Source organism: Agromyces sp. S2-1-8 (assembly GCF_021129215.1).
In the GTDB taxonomy this organism is placed as follows: domain Bacteria; phylum Actinomycetota; class Actinomycetes; order Actinomycetales; family Microbacteriaceae; genus Agromyces; species Agromyces chromiiresistens.
This window is the reverse complement of record NZ_JAJOLP010000001.1, coordinates 3,401,468-3,419,585: the sequence shown is the minus strand read 5'-3', so window position 1 is coordinate 3,419,585 and position 18,118 is coordinate 3,401,468. Positions and strand designations below refer to the sequence as shown.

The window sequence follows — 18,118 nt, the reverse complement described above, 5'->3', positions numbered from 1 at the left end:
ACGGAGAAGTGCCTGTTCGGACGAAGAGGCCGTCAGCGGAAGTCGCCGCCTACTGCTCGGCGTGCGCCTCGAGGAACTCGTAGACCGAGACGTCGTCGACCCCGGGGAAGGTGCCCGACGGCAGCGGCGAGAGCACGTGCGCGTGCAACCTGGCACTCGGCCACGCCCGCCCGGCCCAGCGCTCGGCGAGCCCCGACGGCGCCCGGCGGCAGCACGACTCGTCGGGGCAGGTCGACACCGCGCGCACCGTGGTCTCGCGGCCGCGGAACCACTTGGCCTGCGCGAACGGGACGCCGACCGTGATCGAGAACTCCGCGGCATCCGTTCGCCCGGTCTGGGTCGCGCACCAGAAGGTGCCCGCCGGGGTGTCGGTGTACTGGTAGTTCTCGGTCGTGCGGTTGGTGTGCTCGAACGCGGTGCGCGCGCTCCACTGCTTGCACACCCACTGGCCCTCGATCGACCCGGTCACGTCGGTCGGCAGCGGCAGGCCGTCGTTCTCGTAGCCCTTGAGCAACGCCCCGTCGCCGTTCACCCTGAGGAAGTGCAGCGTCATGTCGAGGTGCTCGGTCGCGAGGTTCGTGAACCGCAGGGCGGCGGCCTCGTGCGTCACGCCGAACGCGTCGCGGAAGTCCTCGATCGCGAGCCGCTTCTCCTTCTTCGCCTCCTGCAGGAACGTGACCGACGCCTCCTGGGGCATGAGGCACGCCGCGGCGAAGTAGTTGATCTCGAGCCGCTGCCAGAGGAACTCGTCGTAGCTCGCGGGCGGCGTGTGGCCGAGCAGCCGGTGCGCCATCGCCTGGAGCGCCATCGAACGCAGCCCGTGCCCGCCCGGGATCGAGGCCGGCGGCAGGTAGATGCGCCCGTTGGCGAGGTCGGTGATCGAGCGGGTGGAGTCGGGCAGGTCGTCGACGTAGATGAGCTGGAAGCCGAGCCGCTCGGCCATCACGCCGACCTCCCGGTGGGTGAGCGCGCCGGACCGGTGGCCCGAGGCGCGCACCTGCTCCTCGGCGAGGGCCTCGATGTCGGGCAGGTAGTTGTGCCGCGCGCGCATGCGCTCGCGCTGGTCGGTGTTGGCACGCCGGGCCTCTTCGGGGGTGGCGATCGCCTCGGATGCACGCCGTTGCAGTTCGCGGTGCAGCCCGACGATCGCCTCGAGCGTCTCGTCGGAGATGCCGCGCGAGGGCTTCACGGCCGGCAGCCCGAGGCTCGCGTACAACTGGCCGGTCTGCGCGCGGCCGAGCTCGAGCTCGAGGGCCGCGCGGCGGCTCGGCGCCTCGCGCGAGAGCAGGTCGGAGAGCTCGACCCCGAGGGCGGCCGCGAGCGCGTCGAGCGTCGAGAGCTTCGGCTCGCGCTTGCCGTTCTCGATGAGCGAGAGCTGGCTGCCGGCCATGCCGACCGCGTCGCCGAGCTGGTCGAGGGTGAGCCCGCGCTCGCCGCGGAAATGGCGGATGCGGTGGCCGAGGGTCGCGAGATCGGGGGAGCCTGCCTTCATCCGTTAAGAATATCGAAAGATCGCAGATTCTTAACCCCCGAATTGGTCACCGGGATGCCTCGAACCGGCGCATTCTGGAAACACGAAGCGATCCGGCGCCGCGCCGGGCACCACTTGGAAGGGACGATGATGACCATCTCCGGGCTCTCGACCGACACGGACGGCACCCAGGCCTACGGCGAAGGCCACGCGCCGCGCGGCACCACCGACCCCGCGCTTCGGGCATGGGTCGACGAGATCGCCGGCCTCACCAAGCCCGACGCCGTCGTGTGGTGCGACGGATCGCAGCACGAGGCCGACCTCCTCGAGCGCCAGCTCGTCGCCGAGGGCAAGCTGATCAAGCTCAACCCCGAGTGGCGCCCCAACAGCTACCTCGCGCGCACCGACCCGTCGGACGTCGCCCGCGTCGAGGACCGCACGTTCATCTGCTCGACGTACGAGGAGGACGCCGGTCCCACGAACAACTGGCGCGACCCGCGCGAGATGCGCGACGAGCTCACCGAGGTCTTCGACGGCTCGATGAAGGGCCGCACGATGTACGTCGTGCCGTTCTCGATGGGCCCGCTCGGCGGCCCCATCTCGCAGCTCGGCGTCGAGATCACCGACTCGCCGTACGTGGTGCTGTCGATGGGCATCATGACGCGCATGGGCGAGCAGGTCTACCGCCTCATCGAGGCCGGCGAGCCCTGGGTGCGCACGGTGCACTCGGTCGGCTACCCGCTCGTCGACGGCGTCGGCCACCGCCGCGCCGAGATCGAGTGGCCCTGCAACGACACCAAGTACATCGTGCAGTTCCCGGACTCGCGCGAGATCTGGTCGTACGGTTCGGGCTACGGCGGCAACGCCCTGCTCGCGAAGAAGTGCTTCGCGCTGCGCATCGCGAGTGTCATGGCCCGCGACGAGGGCTGGCTCGCCGAGCACATGCTGCTCATCAAGGTCACCTCGCCCGAGGGCAAGTCGTACCACGTCGCCGCCGCGTTCCCGTCGGCGTGCGGCAAGACGAACCTCGCGATGCTGCAGCCCACGATCCCCGGCTGGAAGGTCGAGACGATCGGCGACGACATCGCCTGGATGCGCCCCGGCGACGACGGCCGCCTCTACGCGATCAACCCCGAGGCCGGGTTCTTCGGCGTCGCACCGGGCACGGGCGAGTCGACCAACCCGACCGCCGTGCAGACGCTCTGGGGCAACACGATCTTCACGAACGTGGCCCTGCGCCCCGACGGCGACGTCTGGTGGGAGGGCCTGACCGACGAGGTGCCGGCCGAGCTCACCGACTGGGAGGGCAACCACTGGACGCCCGCTTCGGGCCGCCCCGCCGCGCACCCGAACTCCCGCTTCACGGTCGCCGCCGCGCAGTGCCCGCAGATCTCCGACGACTGGGACGCCCACGACGGCGTGCCGATCGACGCGATCCTCTTCGGCGGACGCCGCGCGACGAACGTGCCGCTCGTCGCCGAGGCCCGCTCGTGGAAGCACGGCGTGTTCATGGGCGCGACGATCTCGTCGGAGAAGACCGCCGCGGCGGAGGGCACCGTGGGCGAGCTCCGCCGCGATCCCTTCGCGATGCTCCCGTTCTGCGGCTACAACATGGCCGACTACTGGGGCCACTGGGTGAAGATGGGCCGCGTGCTCGGCCAGGGTGCGCCGAAGATCTTCCAGGTCAACTGGTTCCGCAAGGGCGCCGACGGCTCGTTCCTCTGGCCCGGGTTCGGTGAGAACTCGCGCGTGCTCGAGTGGATCGTCGGCCGCGTCGAGGGCACCGCTGACACCGTCGAGACGCCGATCGGCCTCCTCCCGGCCGCCGATTCGCTCGACCTCGACGGCCTCGACATCACGGCCGAGGCGCTCGAGCAGCTGTTCGACGTCGACCGCGACTCGTGGCTCGCCGAGTGCGAGCTGACCGACGAGTACTTCGCCCAGTTCGGCGACCGCGTGCCGGCGGCCCTCAAGGCCGAGCTCGCGAGCCTGCGCTACCACCTCGAGCACGAGTCGGCCCCGGTGGTCGAGTAGCGAAGGGCCCCGAGAAGCCGCAAGCGAAGGGCGGATGCCTCGGGCATCCGCCCTTCGCCGTGTCCGGGCCCGCGGCACGCGGGAGGTCATCGGGCGCGCGGCGCCCGTGCGGGTCTAGCGTGGGCCGCAGGAGGCCCCCATGGAGTTCGGCCAGATCATCACCCGAGCCGGCGAGGTCATCGACGTCATCGGTGTCATCGCGATCGTCGTCGGCGTGCTCTACGCGATGATCGACGCCGCGATCCGGCGGGTGCGGAACACCGGCCCGGTCTACGAACGCTTCCGGCGAGTGCTCGGGCGCGGCATCCTCATCGGCCTGGAACTCCTCGTCGCCGCGGACATCATCCGCACGGTCGCCGTGACCCCGACGCTCGAGTCGGTCGGCGTGCTCGGCATCATCGTCCTGATCCGGACGTTCCTGAGCTGGTCGCTCGCGGTGGAGATCACGGGGCGGTGGCCGTGGCAGCGCCATGGCGCGACCGTCGACGGCGAGGCCGCCGACGGTGGCGCCGAACGGGTCCCGGTACCGGGGCGATAGCGCCGCTCGTCGCCGTCGCCGTCACCGCCGCCGCCGCGCCCGGCAGCAGCCCGGTTAGACTCGCCGGATGGCGCGCTTCGTGGTCGTGCTGCCGCTCTCGCCGCTCACCGTCGGCGACGAGTTCACGGTCGCGCAGTGGCCGTTGCACGTGACCCTGGTCGAACCGTTCGAGACCGAGCTCGACGCCGACGTGCTCGGCACGGCGCTCGCCGCCGTCGCGGGCTCACCGGGTGCCCGCGCGATCACGGTCGCGGTCGGCGACGACGCGATGTTCGGGCCCCGCCGCGACATCCTCGTGTCGCTCGTGCGCGACGGCGGCGCCATCGCGGCGCTGCGGGCCGCCGCGATCTCGGCGCTGCGCGGACTGGGGATCGATCTCGTCCGGATGCGCCAGGACTTCCGTCCGCACGTGACGGCGAAGCGGCACGGGCGCGTGGACCGCGGCGACCGCCTGCAGCTCGGCAGCCTCGCGCTCGTGCGGCTCCGCCCGCCGGAGACCTCGCACCACGGCCGGATCGTCGGATCCTGGCCGCTCGGCGAGGGCACGGCGGGCGGAGGCTGAGCGAATGCGCCTTCAGTCGGCCGTGTGCGGGTCGTCGAGGTGGCCGATGACGCGCAGCACGGCGGCCGGCGCGTAGCGGAACTCGACGGTGCCGCTCGCGCCCGGCTCGGCCGGGCCGACCCAGGTGCTCGACCCCTCGTGCAGACGCACCCAGCCGTCCTCGAAGAGCACATCGGTGCCGATGACGAAGGCCATCGCCGGGGTCTCGCCCTGCCGCACGGCGATCGATCCCTCGAACACCTGCGTCGCCTGCGCGTCGACGTCGGCGCGCGCCTGCACACCGACGAGCGGACGCGCGATGGGCGTCGCGAACCCGGGAGCCTGGAAGGGGCTCTGCTTGGCCGCGTCGGCCACGATGCCGAAGTTCACGCTCGTCGAGACGAGGCTGAGCGACGCCTGGCCGTCGAGCACGAGTCGGCTCGACACGCTGAAGCGGTAGAAGAGCCGGCCCGATTCGCGGGCGGGCGGCAGCACCGCGGCACTGGCCCAGTTGCGCGACCAGGCGAGGGGCTCGCCGTGGCGGTTCGGCGGGTCGTAGAGGCTCGCCGTGAGACGCACCGACCCGTCGGGGCGGGCGGGTGCGGCCTTGAGCGAGCTGCGGCCGCGGTCGTCGTCGGGCATGACGTCGCGCACGGGGGTGAAGGCCGGGAGTTCGAGCGGCTCCCAGTGGCGCAGCCAGCCCTGGACGGCCGATTGCACGCGGTCGAACGAACTGCCGAGGCCGGTGCGGCGGATCGTGGCGCCGTCGGTCGCGACCTCGGGCAGGTCGTCGATGAGGCCGACGGGAATCCCGTCGAACGGGTCGAGGTCGCGCGCGGTGGGCACGGTCGCGATGGTCATGGTGGGTCCTCCAGGGGGCGTGGGCTCAGGGCATCCGCTATCGGATGCGATGACTCCACGCTAGGAAGACGATCGCCGTCGTCCATCCGAGCAGGCACTGAGGTTCGCTCGGGATACCCCTGAACCGGCCGGGATGCCTCGGGGCCGCGCCGCGCCCGCCGAGGCAGCCGAGACGTGCCTCAGACGAGCAGCTGGTGCTCGGCCAGCTCGCGGTACAGCGGCACGGTCGCGACGAGCTCGGTGTGGGTGCCCTCGCCGACGACCCGCCCGTCGTCGAGCACGACGATGCGGTCGGAGTCGATCACGGTCGAGAGCCGGTGCGCGATCACGATGAGCGTGCGCCCGGCCGCGACGGCATCGATCGCCTCGCGCATCATCCGCTCGTTCACGCCGTCGAGCGACGAGGTCGACTCGTCGAGCAGCAGGATCGGCGGCGCCGCGAGCAACGCGCGGGCGATCGCGAGGCGCTGCCGCTCGCCTCCTGAGAGCATGATGCCGTCGTCGCCCACGGCGGCCCCCAGGCCGGCGGGGTCGCGGTCGAGCACCGTGCCGAGGTTGACCGCGCGCAGCACGTGCTCGCACTCGGCGTCGGTCGCGTCGGGCGAGCCGAGCAGCAGGTTGTCGCGCAGCGTTCCGGCGAGCACGGGGGCGTCCTGTTCGACGTACCCGATCTGCGCGCGCAGTTCGGTGCGGTCGATCGACCGGAGGTCGAGCCCGCCCATGCGCACGGCGCCGACCGACGGGTCGTAGAACCGCTCGATGAGGGCGAGGATGGTCGACTTGCCGGCCCCCGACGGCCCCACGAGCGCGATGCGCTGACCGCGAGGCACGTCGAACGACACGCCTCTCAGCACGGGCTGCCGCTCGGTGACGTCGGGCTCGGGAAGGTGCTCGTCGGGGGAGTCGTTGGCCGGGTCGGCCGGGTCCTGCCGGGTCGCGGCGTAGGCGAAGTGCACGTCGTCGAAGGCGACGGCGGGGGCGTCGGGGAGGAGGCCCTCGTTCGCGTCGCCGACGATGAGGGCGCGCGGGGCGAGCTCGCGGTCGTGCTCGTCCTCGTCGGGCAGGTCGAGGATCTCCTGGATCCGGCCCAGCGCGCCGAGCGCGAGGTTGACCGACGTGATCGCCCCGAACGCCTGCCCGAGCGGCAGGATCATCATGAAGAGGAACAGGATGAACGCGACGAGGTTCGCGACCGTGATCGCCCCCGAGGCGACGCGGTATCCGCCCACGCCGAGCACGACGAGGAACGACACCTGCATGGCGATGCCGGCGATCGGCACGATGAGCGCCGAGATCTTCGCGACGGCGACGCCCATGCGCCATGCTCCCTCGGCCTCGCCTTCGACGGCGGCGATCTCGCGCTCGGTGGCGCCGGCGGCGCGGATCGTGCGCACGGCGCCGATCGCCCGCTCGACGCTCGCCGCGACATCCCCGACCTTCGCCTGCGCGGCGTGCGACGCCTCGCGCACCCGCTGCGACAGCAGGGTCACGGTCGTGATCGCGATGGCGACGACGAGCACGGTGAGCCCGAGCAGCACGGGATCGATCACGAGCATGAAGATGAGCGCGCCGAAGAACGTCACGGTGCCGCCGATCGCCTCGACGAGCCCCTGGGTGAGCACGGCGCGAAGCATGGTCGTGTCGCTGCCGACGCGGGAGACGAGGTCGCCCGTGCGGCGGGTGTCGAACTCGGCGATCGGCAGGTGCAGCAGCTTCGCGATGAGCTTCTTGCGGCTCGAGAGCACGACGCCCTCGCCGGTACGCTGCAGCAGGTAGTGCTGGTAGCCCGAGATGACGCCGCTGACGACGACGAGGGCGACGAGGGCCCAGACGATCCAGCCGAGCGAGTCTCCGGCCTCGACGACCGTGATCACGCGGCTGACGAGCAGCGGCTGCGCGAGGCTCGCCAGTGCGCCGACGACCGAGAGCACGGCGACCCAGATGAGCACCGGCCGGTGCTCGAAGATGAACGGCAGCAGCTGCCGGAACGTCGCGCGCGGACCCGGTGGCTGCTCGCCGCGCCGCCCGAACGGCGAGGTGCGGGCGGGGCGTTCGGCTGCGCCGTCGGCCTGGTCGCGAGTGCGTGCCGGTCGTGGGGTGCGCCGGCGCGCTTCGCGCTCGGCTCGGCGGGTGGGGGTCTCGCTCGTGCTCATCTTCACTCTCTGGTCGCTGGCAGCCTGACGACGGTGGCGATCGGATGCCTCGCGCCCCCGTCGCTCGCGTCGTCGCCGCATTGCAGCCTACGCGCCCCGGCTGCGCCGGGCTCCCAGCCCTGTCGGCGGGAGGGCCCGTCCGGGCGCGCTCAGGAACGGCCGTACTTCTTGTGCACCGCCTGCTTCGAGACCTCGAGCGCGAGGGCGATGAGCTGCCAGCTCGACCCGCCCGCGCGCGCGCGGCGCACCGCGACGGCTTCGGCTCGGTCGAGCTCGCGGTTGAGCTCGATGCGCACGTGGTGCAGCTCGCGCAGGGCGCGGTAGGGGTCGTCGCCGTCGGCCGCGGCGATCGCGGTGCGGAGGGTGCGGTCGTCCATGCCGTCAACCGTAGTTGACGTGAGTCCTGCTCGTCAACGTGAGTTGACGATCCGCCGCGGAAGGTCCGTTCGGCTCAGCCGGCGGTGCCCGGGGCGGTGATCACCCGGGCGGCGACGCCGTGCCCGCCGAGCACCGCATCGCCGGTCGGTCGCCCGGCGAGGCGCGCCGCGAGGAACCCCGCCGCGAATGCGTCTCCCGCGCCGGTGAGGTCGCGCGCGCCGGGAACCGGTGCGACCGGGACCTCGGCGACGAGGGTGCCGCCCTCGAACACCTGCGTCGGCTCGGGTCCGTGCTTCACGACGATCGTTGCGGTGATCGACCCGGACCCGGGCCCGGGCCCGAGCCCGAGCAGGGCCGCCTCGGTCTCGTTCGCGAAGAGCACGTCGGGGGCGAGCGAGGCGAACAGGTCGAGCACCTTCGGCACCCCGAGCCCGGTGAGCAGGCCCGACGACGACGCGTCGATCGAGACGCCGGCTCCGTGCCGACGTGCCTCGCCGATGAGCGCGAGCACCGCCGAGCGTGCCGGCTCGAGCTCGAAACCGTAGCTCGGCACATGCAGCCATGAGACGCCGTCGAGCCAGGCGGGGTCGACCGTCTCGAGCAGGGCCGACGCCCCGCGATCGGGGAACATCGTGCGTTCGCCCGCCGGATCGACGATGACGACGACGGCGCCCGTCGTGCCGTGTCGCTGCACCCGGACCTCGGCGCCGCACCCCTCGAGTGCTGCGACCAGCGCGTCGCCCGCGGCGTCGGGCCCGACGCAGCCGATGAACCGGGTCGCCACGAGCGGTGCGGCGAGTGCGGCGACGTTCGCGGCGCTGCCGCCACGAGTGCGGAACACCCGTGCCGCCGTGTCGGTGCCGTGCCGCACCGGCTCGGAGGTCCAGACGACGATGTCCTCGACGAGGTCGCCGACGACCGCGAGGAGCGGCGGGCCCGAGGCATCCGCCCGCTCAGCCGGCGAGCTCACGCGCGATCTCCGCCCCGAGGGCGACGTTCGCCCGATACAGCTCGAGGTTGACCTCGAGGCTCTCTCCGCCCGTCGCCCGCTGGAACCGGTCGAGCAGGAACGGCGTCGTGTCGTGGCCCGTCACTCCTGCGGCCTCGGCTGCCGCGAGCGCCTCGCCGAGCACCCGGTCGTGCAGCGCCGGATCGAGCTGCCGGTCGGCCGCGATCGGGTTCGCGACGAGCACGGCCGCCCGCTGACCGAACTCGTCGCGCGCCCGGGCGAGCGCTGCGGCCTCCGCGGGGGAGTCGACCCGGTAGTCGAGGGCGAATCCCGAGTCGGCGACGGTGAAGGCCGGAAACCGCGTGGTGCGGTAGCCGACGACCGGCACGCCGAGCGTCTCGAGCCGTTCGAGCGTCGCGCCGATGTCGAGGATCGACTTCACTCCGGCGCTCACGAGCGTGATCGGCGTCTCGGCGAGCACGGGCAGGTCGGCCGACTCGTCGAAGCTCTCGGCGGCGCCGCGGTGCACGCCGCCGAGTCCGCCGGTCGACATCACCCGGATGCCGGCACGGTGCGCGAGCCAGGCCGTCGCTGCGACCGTCGTGCCCGCGTCGAGCCCCTTCGCCCGAGCGATCGGCAGGTCGCGCACGCTCGCCTTCACCACCTCGGCGGCCGTGCAGAGCCGCTCGATCTCGCCGCGGGAGAGGCCGACGACCGCGACGCCTTCGACGACGCCGATGGTCGCCGGTACGACGCCGGCGGCGCGCACCTCGGCCTCGCTCCGCAACCCGACCTCGAGGTTGCGCGGCTGCGGCAGGCCGTGGGTGAGGATGGTCGACTCGAGGGCGAGCACCGGCCTCCCCTCGTCGAGGGCGGCGCGCACCTCGTCGGACACGCGGATCGCGGCGGGCAGGGTGGGGTGCACGTCGGCGGGCATGCCGCAATGCTAGGCGCGGCGCCCGATCCGGCGGGGATGCCTCGCCCGGGGCGCACGCTCGGCTCTGTTGCCGCGTGTGACGGCCCGCCGGGACATCCGCACCCGCCGCGCGTATCGTCGCCTGCACGAACCGACCACGAGGAGCCCTCATGTCGCACCGCGAGCCGCACGCCGTCACCGAGCCCCGCACGGGCGCGGTCATGGGCATGCGCGGCTGCGAGCGGGCGCACGAGTGCTCGAGCGACCGCCCGGGCCATGGGCTGCACGCGATGCAGCTCCGCCTCTCGACGGCGACGCCCTCGAAGTGGGTCGACGCGATCGTCACGGCAGTCGACGGCGACGGGTTCGCGACGCTCGCCGCGATCGACGGCGGCGGAACGCGTCGCGTCTGGCACCACGACGCGTTCGCCGGCACGCTGCGGCTCGGCGACCCGGTCGCCGTGCACGCGGTGTACGGCGTGCTCGCGGCGGGCGGGCAGCGCTTCAGCGTCGCGGAGTAGCGCAGGGGTTCCGAGGGCTCGCTGCGCTCGCCCCCTTCGACCGCAGGGGGTCACGCCATGGGCATCGCCCCGCTCATCGAACTCATCATCTTCTCCATCGCCGCGACGCACTGATCGCATGCCATCGCGCACATGCGGCAGTGCTCGCTCATGTCGGCGTGCTGCATGCACTCGGCCGAGCAGGCGCGGCACATCAACACGGTCGCCTGCATCATCGACGTCATCACCTGCAGGTCCATGCCGCGCATCCGCAGCATCATGCGCATCATCGTGTCGCAGACGTCGGCGCAGTTCGCGCACATGCCGGCGCACCGGCCCATGCCCTCGCCCGCGTCGGCATCGGCGCACATGAGGCACGCCTGCATGCACGCGGAGAGGGCCTCCATACACTCCTGCATCATCGCGGCGTCCATGCCCTGCATCGGCATCTCCGTCGACGACATCGCGTCCTTCATCATGTCCATCGTCATGTTCACCTGCGCACCCGTCCGCCCCGGGCGGCCGAGCGCCGACGGTGCCGGCTGGAGCGGTTCGGCGGCCCTGATGCGGGCCATGCTACGCCGGGCGCCACCCTGCCAGAAGGGGCCGGGCGTGACGTTCTCGTGACGCTCGCGTGACGGTGTCCGAGTACGACGGAGGGCGGACGCCTCTGCCCGCGCGCGGCGAGGGGAGCGGCATCCGCCCTTCGGCGACCGAGGTGCCTACAGCACCGCCGACGACTCGAGCCCGGCCTCGTCGAAGTCGACGTCGCGGGTCTCCTTCGAGACCAGCAGCGCGACGAGCGTGAGCACGCCCATGACCGAGAGGTAGACGCCGACCCAGAACGGGCTGCCGCCGCCGGCGCCCCAGAGCGCGGTGCCGATGAACGGCGCGACGGCGGCGCCCAGGATCGACGACACGTTGTACGAGATCCCCGAGCCGGTGTAGCGGACGTTCGTCGGGAACAGCTCGGGCAGCAGGGCGCCCATCGGGCCGAAGGTCATGCCCATGAGTGCGAAGCCGATGATGAGCCATCCCATGACGCCCGCGAAGCCGGCCGAGAGCAGCGGCACCCAGAGCAGCCCGAAGACGATGATCGCCGACGTGACCCAGATGAGCGTCTTGCGACGGCCCCAGCGGTCGGCCCACGGGCCCGAGAGCATCGTGAAGATGCCGAAGAACACGACGCCGCCGATGAGCATGAGCACGAAGGTGTTGTACGCGTAGCCGAGACCGGGCACGGGGGCGTCGCCGGGCTTCGTGCCGTAGCCGAGCGAGAAGGTCGTCATCAGGTAGAAGAGCACGTAGGTCGCGAGCATGAAGAACGTGCCGAGGATGAGCTCCTTCCAGTAGCTCTTGAACACGCTCGCGAGCGGCAGCCGCTGGAGCTTGCCGCGCTTGGAGGCGTTGGCGAACGCCGTCGACTCGACGAGGCGGAGCCGCACCCACAGGCCGACGATCACCATCACGGCCGAGAAGAGGAAGGGGATGCGCCAGCCCCATTCGAGGAACTCGGTCGACGGCAGGGCGGAGTTCGGGTCGTCCGACGGCAGCAGCGCCGCGATGATGAGGAACAGGCCGTTCGCGATGATGAAGCCGATCGGCGCGCCGAGCTGCGGGAAGGTGCCGTACCAGGCGCGCTTGCCCTTCGGGGCGTTCTCGGTCGCGACGAGCGCCGCTCCCGACCATTCGCCGCCGAGCGCGAAGCCCTGTGCGAGGCGCAGGATCACGAGGAGGAGCGGTGCGAACCAGCCGACCGCGGCGTAGGTCGGCAGCACGCCGATGAGGAACGTCGCGATGCCCATCGTGAGCAGTGCGCCGACGAGCGTCGCCTTGCGACCGACCCGGTCGCCGAGGTGGCCGAAGAAGACGGCGCCGAGCGGGCGGGCGACCATGGCCGCGCCGAACACGGCGAACGACGCGAGCAGCGCCGTCGTCGGGTCGCCTGCCGGGAAGAACAGGTAGGGGAAGACGAGCACGGCCGCGGTCGCGTAGACGTAGAAGTCGTAGAACTCGATCGTCGTGCCGATGAGGCTGGCGAGGACCACGCGACTGCGTGGATTGGCGGGTGCTGCTGCTGCGGCCGTGGCCGCTGACGATGACGACATCGTTGCGAAGACTCCAAGGGTGATGCGGGTGACGCTGCACTCGGGCACGTCGGTCTGGCGCTCAGCCTGGGGCAGTGATGGAATCGTCGCTTGTGGCAACCCGGATACGATACGGCAGGGGTGCCTCGCCACCCCGCGATCGGGGGTGATCGGGGCCCCTCGCTGCGACGAACGGCGGTGATCGTGCGACGAACGGCGTCGGTCGGTCGGCCGAGGAGGGCCGAAGCGTCGGGTCCGAAGCCACCGCCCCGAGCCATCCGCCTCAACCGAAGGATCGACGCGTTGGGAGCCTCCGCCTCGTTAGGCTGAGCCCATGGATACCCTCTTCAGCGTTCTGCACGTCACCGCGGCCGTCTTCATCGTGGGCCCGATGGCCATCCTGCCGATGACGGCGATGCGCGCGGTGCGCGCCGGAAACGGCGCACAGGTCGCCACGCTCGCGAAGTCGACGATGATCTTCAGCTGGCTGTCGCTCGCCGTCTTCGTGTTCGGCTTCGGCGCGATGAGCATGGCGCCCGACGAGTACGACCTGTCGGTGACCACGCCGTGGATCCTCTGGTCGATCATCCTCTACGTCGTGGCCTTCGGCCTCAGCCTCTTCGTCGTCGTGCCCGCCATGAACAAGGCCGCCGCGGCGCTGCAGCCGAGCGGTGCGGATGCCTCGGGCGCGGCGACCGCCGAGGGCAAGGGCTACCCGGCGATCGCGGCCGGCAGCGGCATCGTCTCGCTGCTGCTCGTCGCGGTCGTCGTGCTCATGGTCTGGAAGCCGTAGGCCTCAGAGCGCGCGCAGCGCCCTCGCCGTCGCGATGGCGGCCTCGGCCGCCTCGCGGCCCTTGTCCTCCTTCGAGCCGGGGAGACCTGCGCGATCGAGCCCCTGCTGCTCGTCGTCGAGGGTGAGCACGCCGAAGCCGACCGGCTTGCCCGTGTCGATGGCGACGCGGGTGAGCCCGTCGGTCGCGGCCGACGACACGTACTCGAAGTGCGGCGTCCCGCCGCGGATGATCACGCCGAGCGCGACCACGGCGTCGGCGCCGGCCTCGAGCGCCGCCTTCGAGACGACCGGAAGCTCGAAGCTGCCCGGCACCCGTACGAGCGAGTAGTCGGCGCCGGCGCCCTCGAGCGTGCGCGTCGCACCGGCGATGAGGCCGTCGGTGATCTCGTCGTGCCAGCTGCCGGCGACGATCACGACCTTCAGGCCGCTGCCGTCGATGTCGAGGGTGGGGGATCCCTGTCCGCTCATGATGCGTGTCCTTCCAGGAGGGCTTCAGCCGCGGCATCCGCGAGCTGCTGGTCGTCGATGGCGTGGCCCATGCGGGACGCCTTGGTCTCGAGGTACCCCTGGTTCACCGCGCCGACGCCGACGACGAGCGGCAGTCGCTCGGTCACGTCGATGCCGTGCGCGGTGAGCTGGCGCACCTTCTCGGGGTTGTTGGTGAGCAGGCGCACCCGCTCGATGCCGAGGTCCGTGAGGATCGCGGTCGCGGACGAGTAGTCGCGGGCGTCGATCGGCAGGCCGAGCGCGACGTTCGCGTCGAGCGTGTCGAGGCCCTGCTCCTGCAGCCGGTAGGCGCGCAGCTTGTTGATGAGGCCGATGCCGCGGCCCTCGTGCCCGCGCAGGTACACGACGACGCCGCCGCCGCCCTGCCGGATGGTCTGCAGCGCCGCGTCGAGCTGCGGGCCGCACTCGCACTTCAGCGATCCGAATGCCTCGCCGGTCAGGCACTCCGAGTGCACGCGCACGATCGCGCCGGCCGGATCGGCGGCGGGGTCGCCCGCGATGATGGCGACGTGGTCGGCGCCGGTGCCGCGGTCGCGGTACGCCCGCACGCGGAAGTCGCCGTGCACGGTCGGCAGCGTCGTCTCGACCTCGAAGGCGACGGGCGAGGACTCGGGCACGGCGGCCGCGGCCGCCGAGTCGAGGTCGTCGCCGTCGTGCCACTCCCGCAACCAGTCGATGAGCGCGGCGACCGTCGTCACGGGAAGCCCCTCGCGCTCGCCGAGCGCGATGAGGGCGGGCAGGCGCATCATCTCGCCGTCGTCCTCGACGAGTTCGCCGATGACGCCGACGGGGGAGAGGCCGGCGAGGCGCATGAGGTCGACCGCGGCCTCCGTGTGACCGGCGCGCTCGCGCACGCCGCCGTCGACGGCACGCAGCGGAAGGATGTGGCCGGGACGGACGAGCCCCTCGGGGATCGACGACGGGTCGGCGAGCACTCGCAGGGTGTGCGCGCGCTCGGCCGCCGAGATGCCCGTCGAGTTGCGGTCGGCGGCGTCGACGGAGACCGTGTACGCGGTGCCGCGCAGGTCCTCGTTGCGCTCGACCATGAGGGGCAGCGACAGCCGGTCGGCGACGGAGTTCGGCATCGGCGCGCACAGGTAGCCGCTCGTGTGCCGCACCATCCACGCGATCCACTCCTGGGTCGCGAACTCGGCGGCCATGATGGCGTCGCCCTCGTTCTCGCGGGCCTCGTCGTCGGCGACGATGACGGGCTTGCCGGCGCGCAGCGCGTCGAGCACTTCGGGGATCGTGGCGAGGCTCATGCCGCACCTCCTTCGCGGGTCGGTGCGGACTCGGGCGTCCGGGCGGGTTGAGGATCACCGGGCCGCGTCTCGAAGCCCACCGACGAGGGCAGGGTGCGGTGGTCGCCGAACCGCAGCATGCGCGCCACCTGCCGCGCCACGATGTCGGTCTCGATGTTGACGAGGTCGCCGACCTCGCGCTCGCCGAGCGTGGTGGCGGTGAGCGTCTCGGGGATGAGCGAGACCTCGAACCAGTCGCCGTCGGCGTCGGCGCCGACGCTCGACACGGTGAGCGAGACCCCGTCGACCGCGATCGATCCCTTGTCGACGACGAGCGGCGCGTGCTCGGGGTCGAGCGAGAACCGCACGTAGCGCCACGCCTCACCGGGGCGGACCTCGAGCACCCGTGCGGTGCCGTCGATGTGCCCCTGCACGATGTGCCCGCCGAGGCGGTCGCCGACGCGTGCGGCGCGCTCGAGGTTGACCGCGAGGCCCTCGTGCGCGCCGTCGAGGGTCGACATCGCGAGCGTCTGCGCCATCACGTCGGCCGTGAAGCCCTCGTCGTCGAAGTCGACGACCGTGAGGCAGACGCCCGACACCGAGATCGAGTCGCCGTGGGCCACGCCCTCGACCGCGAGCGGGCCGCGAACGGTGAGGCGGGCGGCGTCGTCGGTGCGTTCGATGCGCGTGATGCGGCCGAGCTCCTCGATGATTCCGGTGAACATGTCAGTTCCCTCCAGGGTGGGTGGTCGGGTGGGCGACGAGCAGCACGTCGTCGCCGAGCCGCTCGACGGCGGCGAAGCGGAAGCGCCTGGCGTCGGCGATGGTGGGGATGCCGAGATCGCCGACGGCGAGCCGCGGGCCGCCGAGCAGCGCCGGCGCGACGTAGACGAGAAGCTCGTCGACGAGGTCGGCGGCGAGGAGCGCGCTCGCGAGCGTCGGCCCGCCTTCGACGAACAGGGAGCGGATGCCTCGGCGCTGCAGCTCCTCGAGGTCGGCGGCGAGATCGTCGCCGGTCGGGAAGATCGGCGGGTTGGGGTGCCGACGCACGGCGGCGTCGGCGGGGACCGTGCGGTGCCCGAAGACGACCGGCACGGGCTGCGCCTCGAGGAGGTGCCCGCGGTCGTCCCGCGCCGTGAGCGACGGGTCGTCGGCGAGCACCGTGCCGGTGCCGACCGCGATCGCGTCGGCCGCGGAACGACGTCGGTGCACGTCGGCGCGGGCGCCGGCACCCGTGATCCACTGGCTCGTGCCGTCGGCCGCCGCGGCCCGGCCGTCGAGGCTCGCGGCCCACTTCACGATCACGCGGGGGCGATGGCGGCGGGCGGCGAAGAGCCAATCGTCGAGCATGGCCTCGACCTCGTCGGCGAGCACGCCGGGCACGACCTCGACGCCGGCCGCGCGGAGCCGGTCGGCACCGCCTGAGGAGTGGTCGCCGGGGTCGGCGACCGCGTAGACGACACGTGCCACGCCGGCCTCGACGAGGGCGACCGCGCAGGGGCCGGTGCGCCCGGTGTGGTTGCAGGGCTCGAGCGTCACGACGGCTGTCGCGCCACGTGCGGCGCCGGGCGCGAGCTTCGAGAGCGCGTCGACCTCGGCGTGCGCGGTGCCTGCGCCGCGGTGCCAGCCCTCGGCGAGGATCTCGCCGGCGGGGGAGAGGACGACGCAACCCACCCGGGGGTTCACGCCCCTGGCCGGGCCGAGCTCGGCGAGCTCGAGGGCGCGGCGCATCGCCGAGGCATCCGCCCCGTGCTGTTCATCGACCGTCGTCATTCCCTCGTCCTGTCCGAGGCTCCGGGAATGCTCGGGTCGCCGCGGTGCGATCACCGCGGAGCCGGCCGCGCGCACGGCGCCGCCGACACGTGCCGCCTCCCATCCGGACTTTCACCGTCGGTACCGGATTTCCACCGGTTCAACCGTTCGCGTCGACCTCTCGATCGAACGCGCCCGGCTCGCGGACTGTCACCGCCGGCTCGGAATTGCACCGACCCCGGAGCACGTTTCTCGTGTTCGATCATAGGTCAACGCCCGCGGGCCCGGACTATTCCCGCTCCTCAGCCCGCGGTCGGCTCCACCAGCGCCCGCGCCGTGCCCTCGTCGACGATGAGGTCGGTGATGAGCCCGGCGGCGAGCGCGCCGCGCAGGCTCGCGAGCTTCGCGCGGCCGGCGACCACGCAGATGCGACGGGGGGCGTGCCGCAACACCGAGAAGTCGGGGCCGGTCGCACGTTCGTTCAGCGCGATTCCGTCGGTCGAGCCGTCGGCACGGTAGAAGACCGTCGCCACGTCGCCGACGGCGCCGTCGCGGCTCAGCCCCTCGTAGTCGGCCCGCTCGAGGTAGCCGCCCTGGTAGACGTGGCTCGGCACCTCGGCGAACGGCGAGCCGATGCCGAAGAGCGCGAGGTCGAGCCGGCCCTGGAGCTCGAGCAGGCGCCGCGTCGAGCGCTCGCGCCAGAACGCCTGCTTCGTCGCGGGGTCGTCGAAGAAGGCCGGCACCGGGAACTGCTGCACGCGGGCGCCGAACGCGTCGCCGAAGCGGCGCAGCAGCTCGCTCGCGTAGACGATGCCGGTCGTGCGCACGTTGCCGGCGCCGTTGAGCTGCACGATCTCGGTGTTGTGGGTGGCCTTCGGCACGAGGTGGCGGCTCATCGCCCCCATCGTCGAGCCCCAGGCGACGCCGACGAGCTGGTTCGAGTCGACGAAGCGGCCGAGAATCCGTGCAGCCGAGAGCGCGACGCGGTCGAGGCGGTCGACGTCGCTCGCATGGTCGGGCACCGGGATGACGTGGGCCGAGACCTCGAAGCGCTCGAGGATCTCCTGTTCGATGCGGCTCGGAAGGTCGAGCGGCGAGTGGATCGAGATCTCGACGAGCCCGCTCGCCCTGGCGTGGCTGAGCAGGCGGGAGACCGAGGATCGCGAGGTGTGCAGCTCGTGCGCGATCGCATCCATCGTGAGGTCCTGCATGTAGTACAGGTGCGCCGCGCGCAGCGCGTCCCGGGTCTTGCCGGGCACGGCCTCGTCGGCGTCCACCGTCGCGAGGAGTTCCTTGTCGATCATCCGTCCACCTTGCACATATGTTCACGCGGCTTGCAAGTTCGTGCTGCCGTGTTCACGATGTATTCATCCACACCCGGCAGGCTCGTGCAAGCC

18 protein-coding genes and 1 riboswitch are annotated in these 18,118 nt (G+C 72.1%); of the genes, 5 read left to right on the top strand and 13 right to left on the bottom strand.

All coding sequences use genetic code 11. The features are described from left to right. Positions 1-49: 49 nt before the first annotated feature. Positions 50-1,492, bottom strand: a complete 1,443-nt coding sequence (locus LR269_RS15575; protein ID WP_231431668.1) for a helix-turn-helix domain-containing protein — start codon at positions 1,490-1,492, stop codon at positions 50-52. A gap of 129 nt (positions 1,493-1,621) precedes the next feature. On the opposite strand from LR269_RS15575, the gene LR269_RS15570 reads away from it, so the two are divergent. From LR269_RS15570 to LR269_RS15560, 3 genes are all read left to right on the top strand, one after another. Then, complete coding sequence (locus LR269_RS15570; RefSeq protein WP_231432370.1) at positions 1,622-3,505, top strand: phosphoenolpyruvate carboxykinase (GTP); 1,884 nt, start codon at positions 1,622-1,624, stop codon at positions 3,503-3,505. 139 nt (positions 3,506-3,644) lie between these two features. Beyond that, complete coding sequence (locus LR269_RS15565) at positions 3,645-4,043, top strand: DUF1622 domain-containing protein (RefSeq protein WP_231431667.1); 399 nt, start codon at positions 3,645-3,647, stop codon at positions 4,041-4,043. A gap of 67 nt (positions 4,044-4,110) precedes the next feature. Then, a complete protein-coding gene (locus LR269_RS15560) occupies positions 4,111-4,605 on the top strand; it encodes a 2'-5' RNA ligase family protein (protein ID WP_231431666.1) in 495 nt (164 codons plus the stop codon). A 12-nt stretch (positions 4,606-4,617) separates the two neighbouring features. Here the strand turns inward: LR269_RS15560 and LR269_RS15555 are convergent, their stop codons facing one another. The 5 genes from LR269_RS15555 to LR269_RS15535 form a co-directional block, all read right to left on the bottom strand. Next, entirely contained in the window at positions 4,618-5,445 is an 828-nt protein-coding gene (locus LR269_RS15555) for a hypothetical protein (RefSeq protein WP_231431665.1), read from the bottom strand. Positions 5,446-5,624: 179 nt separating this feature from the next. Next, positions 5,625-7,598: an ABC transporter ATP-binding protein gene (locus tag LR269_RS15550; RefSeq protein WP_231431664.1), complete on the bottom strand. Its 1,974-nt coding sequence runs from the start codon at positions 7,596-7,598 to the stop codon at positions 5,625-5,627. Between the two features lie 149 nt (positions 7,599-7,747). After that, a complete protein-coding gene (locus LR269_RS15545; RefSeq protein WP_231431663.1) occupies positions 7,748-7,975 on the bottom strand; it encodes a hypothetical protein in 228 nt (75 codons plus the stop codon). A 74-nt stretch (positions 7,976-8,049) separates the two neighbouring features. Continuing rightward, positions 8,050-8,946 (bottom strand): PfkB family carbohydrate kinase, encoded by an 897-nt coding sequence (locus LR269_RS15540; RefSeq protein WP_231431662.1) that lies wholly within the window; start codon positions 8,944-8,946, stop codon positions 8,050-8,052. Beyond that, positions 8,930-9,862 (bottom strand): pseudouridine-5'-phosphate glycosidase, encoded by a 933-nt coding sequence (locus LR269_RS15535; RefSeq protein WP_231431661.1) that lies wholly within the window; start codon positions 9,860-9,862, stop codon positions 8,930-8,932. Before LR269_RS15535 ends, LR269_RS15540 begins: the two co-directional genes overlap by 17 nt. 149 nt (positions 9,863-10,011) lie before the next feature. Here LR269_RS15535 and LR269_RS15530 point away from each other — a divergent pair, with 149 nt between their 5' ends. Then, positions 10,012-10,362 carry a hypothetical protein gene (locus LR269_RS15530; protein ID WP_231431660.1) on the top strand — a complete coding sequence of 117 codons (351 nt, stop codon included), beginning with the start codon at positions 10,012-10,014 and terminating at the stop codon, positions 10,360-10,362. Between the two features lie 50 nt (positions 10,363-10,412). Here the strand turns inward: LR269_RS15530 and LR269_RS15525 are convergent, their stop codons facing one another. Together LR269_RS15525 and LR269_RS15520 are read right to left on the bottom strand one after the other, a co-directional pair. After that, positions 10,413-10,784 (bottom strand): aldehyde dehydrogenase, encoded by a 372-nt coding sequence (locus LR269_RS15525; RefSeq protein ID WP_231431659.1) that lies wholly within the window; start codon positions 10,782-10,784, stop codon positions 10,413-10,415. 279 nt (positions 10,785-11,063) lie between these two features. Next, positions 11,064-12,449, bottom strand: a complete 1,386-nt coding sequence (locus LR269_RS15520; RefSeq protein WP_231431658.1) for an MFS transporter — start codon at positions 12,447-12,449, stop codon at positions 11,064-11,066. A 313-nt stretch (positions 12,450-12,762) separates the two neighbouring features. Here LR269_RS15520 and LR269_RS15515 point away from each other — a divergent pair, with 313 nt between their 5' ends. Then, positions 12,763-13,221 carry a DUF2269 family protein gene (locus tag LR269_RS15515; protein ID WP_231431657.1) on the top strand — a complete coding sequence of 153 codons (459 nt, stop codon included), beginning with the start codon at positions 12,763-12,765 and terminating at the stop codon, positions 13,219-13,221. Between the two features lie 3 nt (positions 13,222-13,224). Here the strand turns inward: LR269_RS15515 and ribH are convergent, their stop codons facing one another. The 5 genes from ribH to LR269_RS15490 form a co-directional block, all read right to left on the bottom strand. Beyond that, positions 13,225-13,689, bottom strand: a complete 465-nt coding sequence (gene ribH, locus LR269_RS15510) for a 6,7-dimethyl-8-ribityllumazine synthase (protein ID WP_231431656.1) — start codon at positions 13,687-13,689, stop codon at positions 13,225-13,227. After that, a complete protein-coding gene (ribA, locus tag LR269_RS15505) occupies positions 13,686-14,990 on the bottom strand; it encodes a GTP cyclohydrolase II (protein ID WP_231431655.1) in 1,305 nt (434 codons plus the stop codon). Before ribA ends, ribH begins: the two co-directional genes overlap by 4 nt. Continuing rightward, complete coding sequence (locus LR269_RS15500) at positions 14,987-15,694, bottom strand: riboflavin synthase (protein WP_231431654.1); 708 nt, start codon at positions 15,692-15,694, stop codon at positions 14,987-14,989. Before LR269_RS15500 ends, ribA begins: the two co-directional genes overlap by 4 nt. Before the next feature lies 1 nt (position 15,695). Beyond that, positions 15,696-16,742 (bottom strand): bifunctional diaminohydroxyphosphoribosylaminopyrimidine deaminase/5-amino-6-(5-phosphoribosylamino)uracil reductase RibD, encoded by a 1,047-nt coding sequence (gene ribD, locus LR269_RS15495; RefSeq protein WP_231431653.1) that lies wholly within the window; start codon positions 16,740-16,742, stop codon positions 15,696-15,698. Between the two features lie 85 nt (positions 16,743-16,827). Further along, a riboswitch (FMN riboswitch) is annotated at positions 16,828-16,972 on the bottom strand. A gap of 51 nt (positions 16,973-17,023) precedes the next feature. Beyond that, positions 17,024-18,025 carry a sugar-binding transcriptional regulator gene (locus LR269_RS15490; protein WP_231431652.1) on the bottom strand — a complete coding sequence of 334 codons (1,002 nt, stop codon included), beginning with the start codon at positions 18,023-18,025 and terminating at the stop codon, positions 17,024-17,026. Positions 18,026-18,118: the final 93 nt, after the last annotated feature.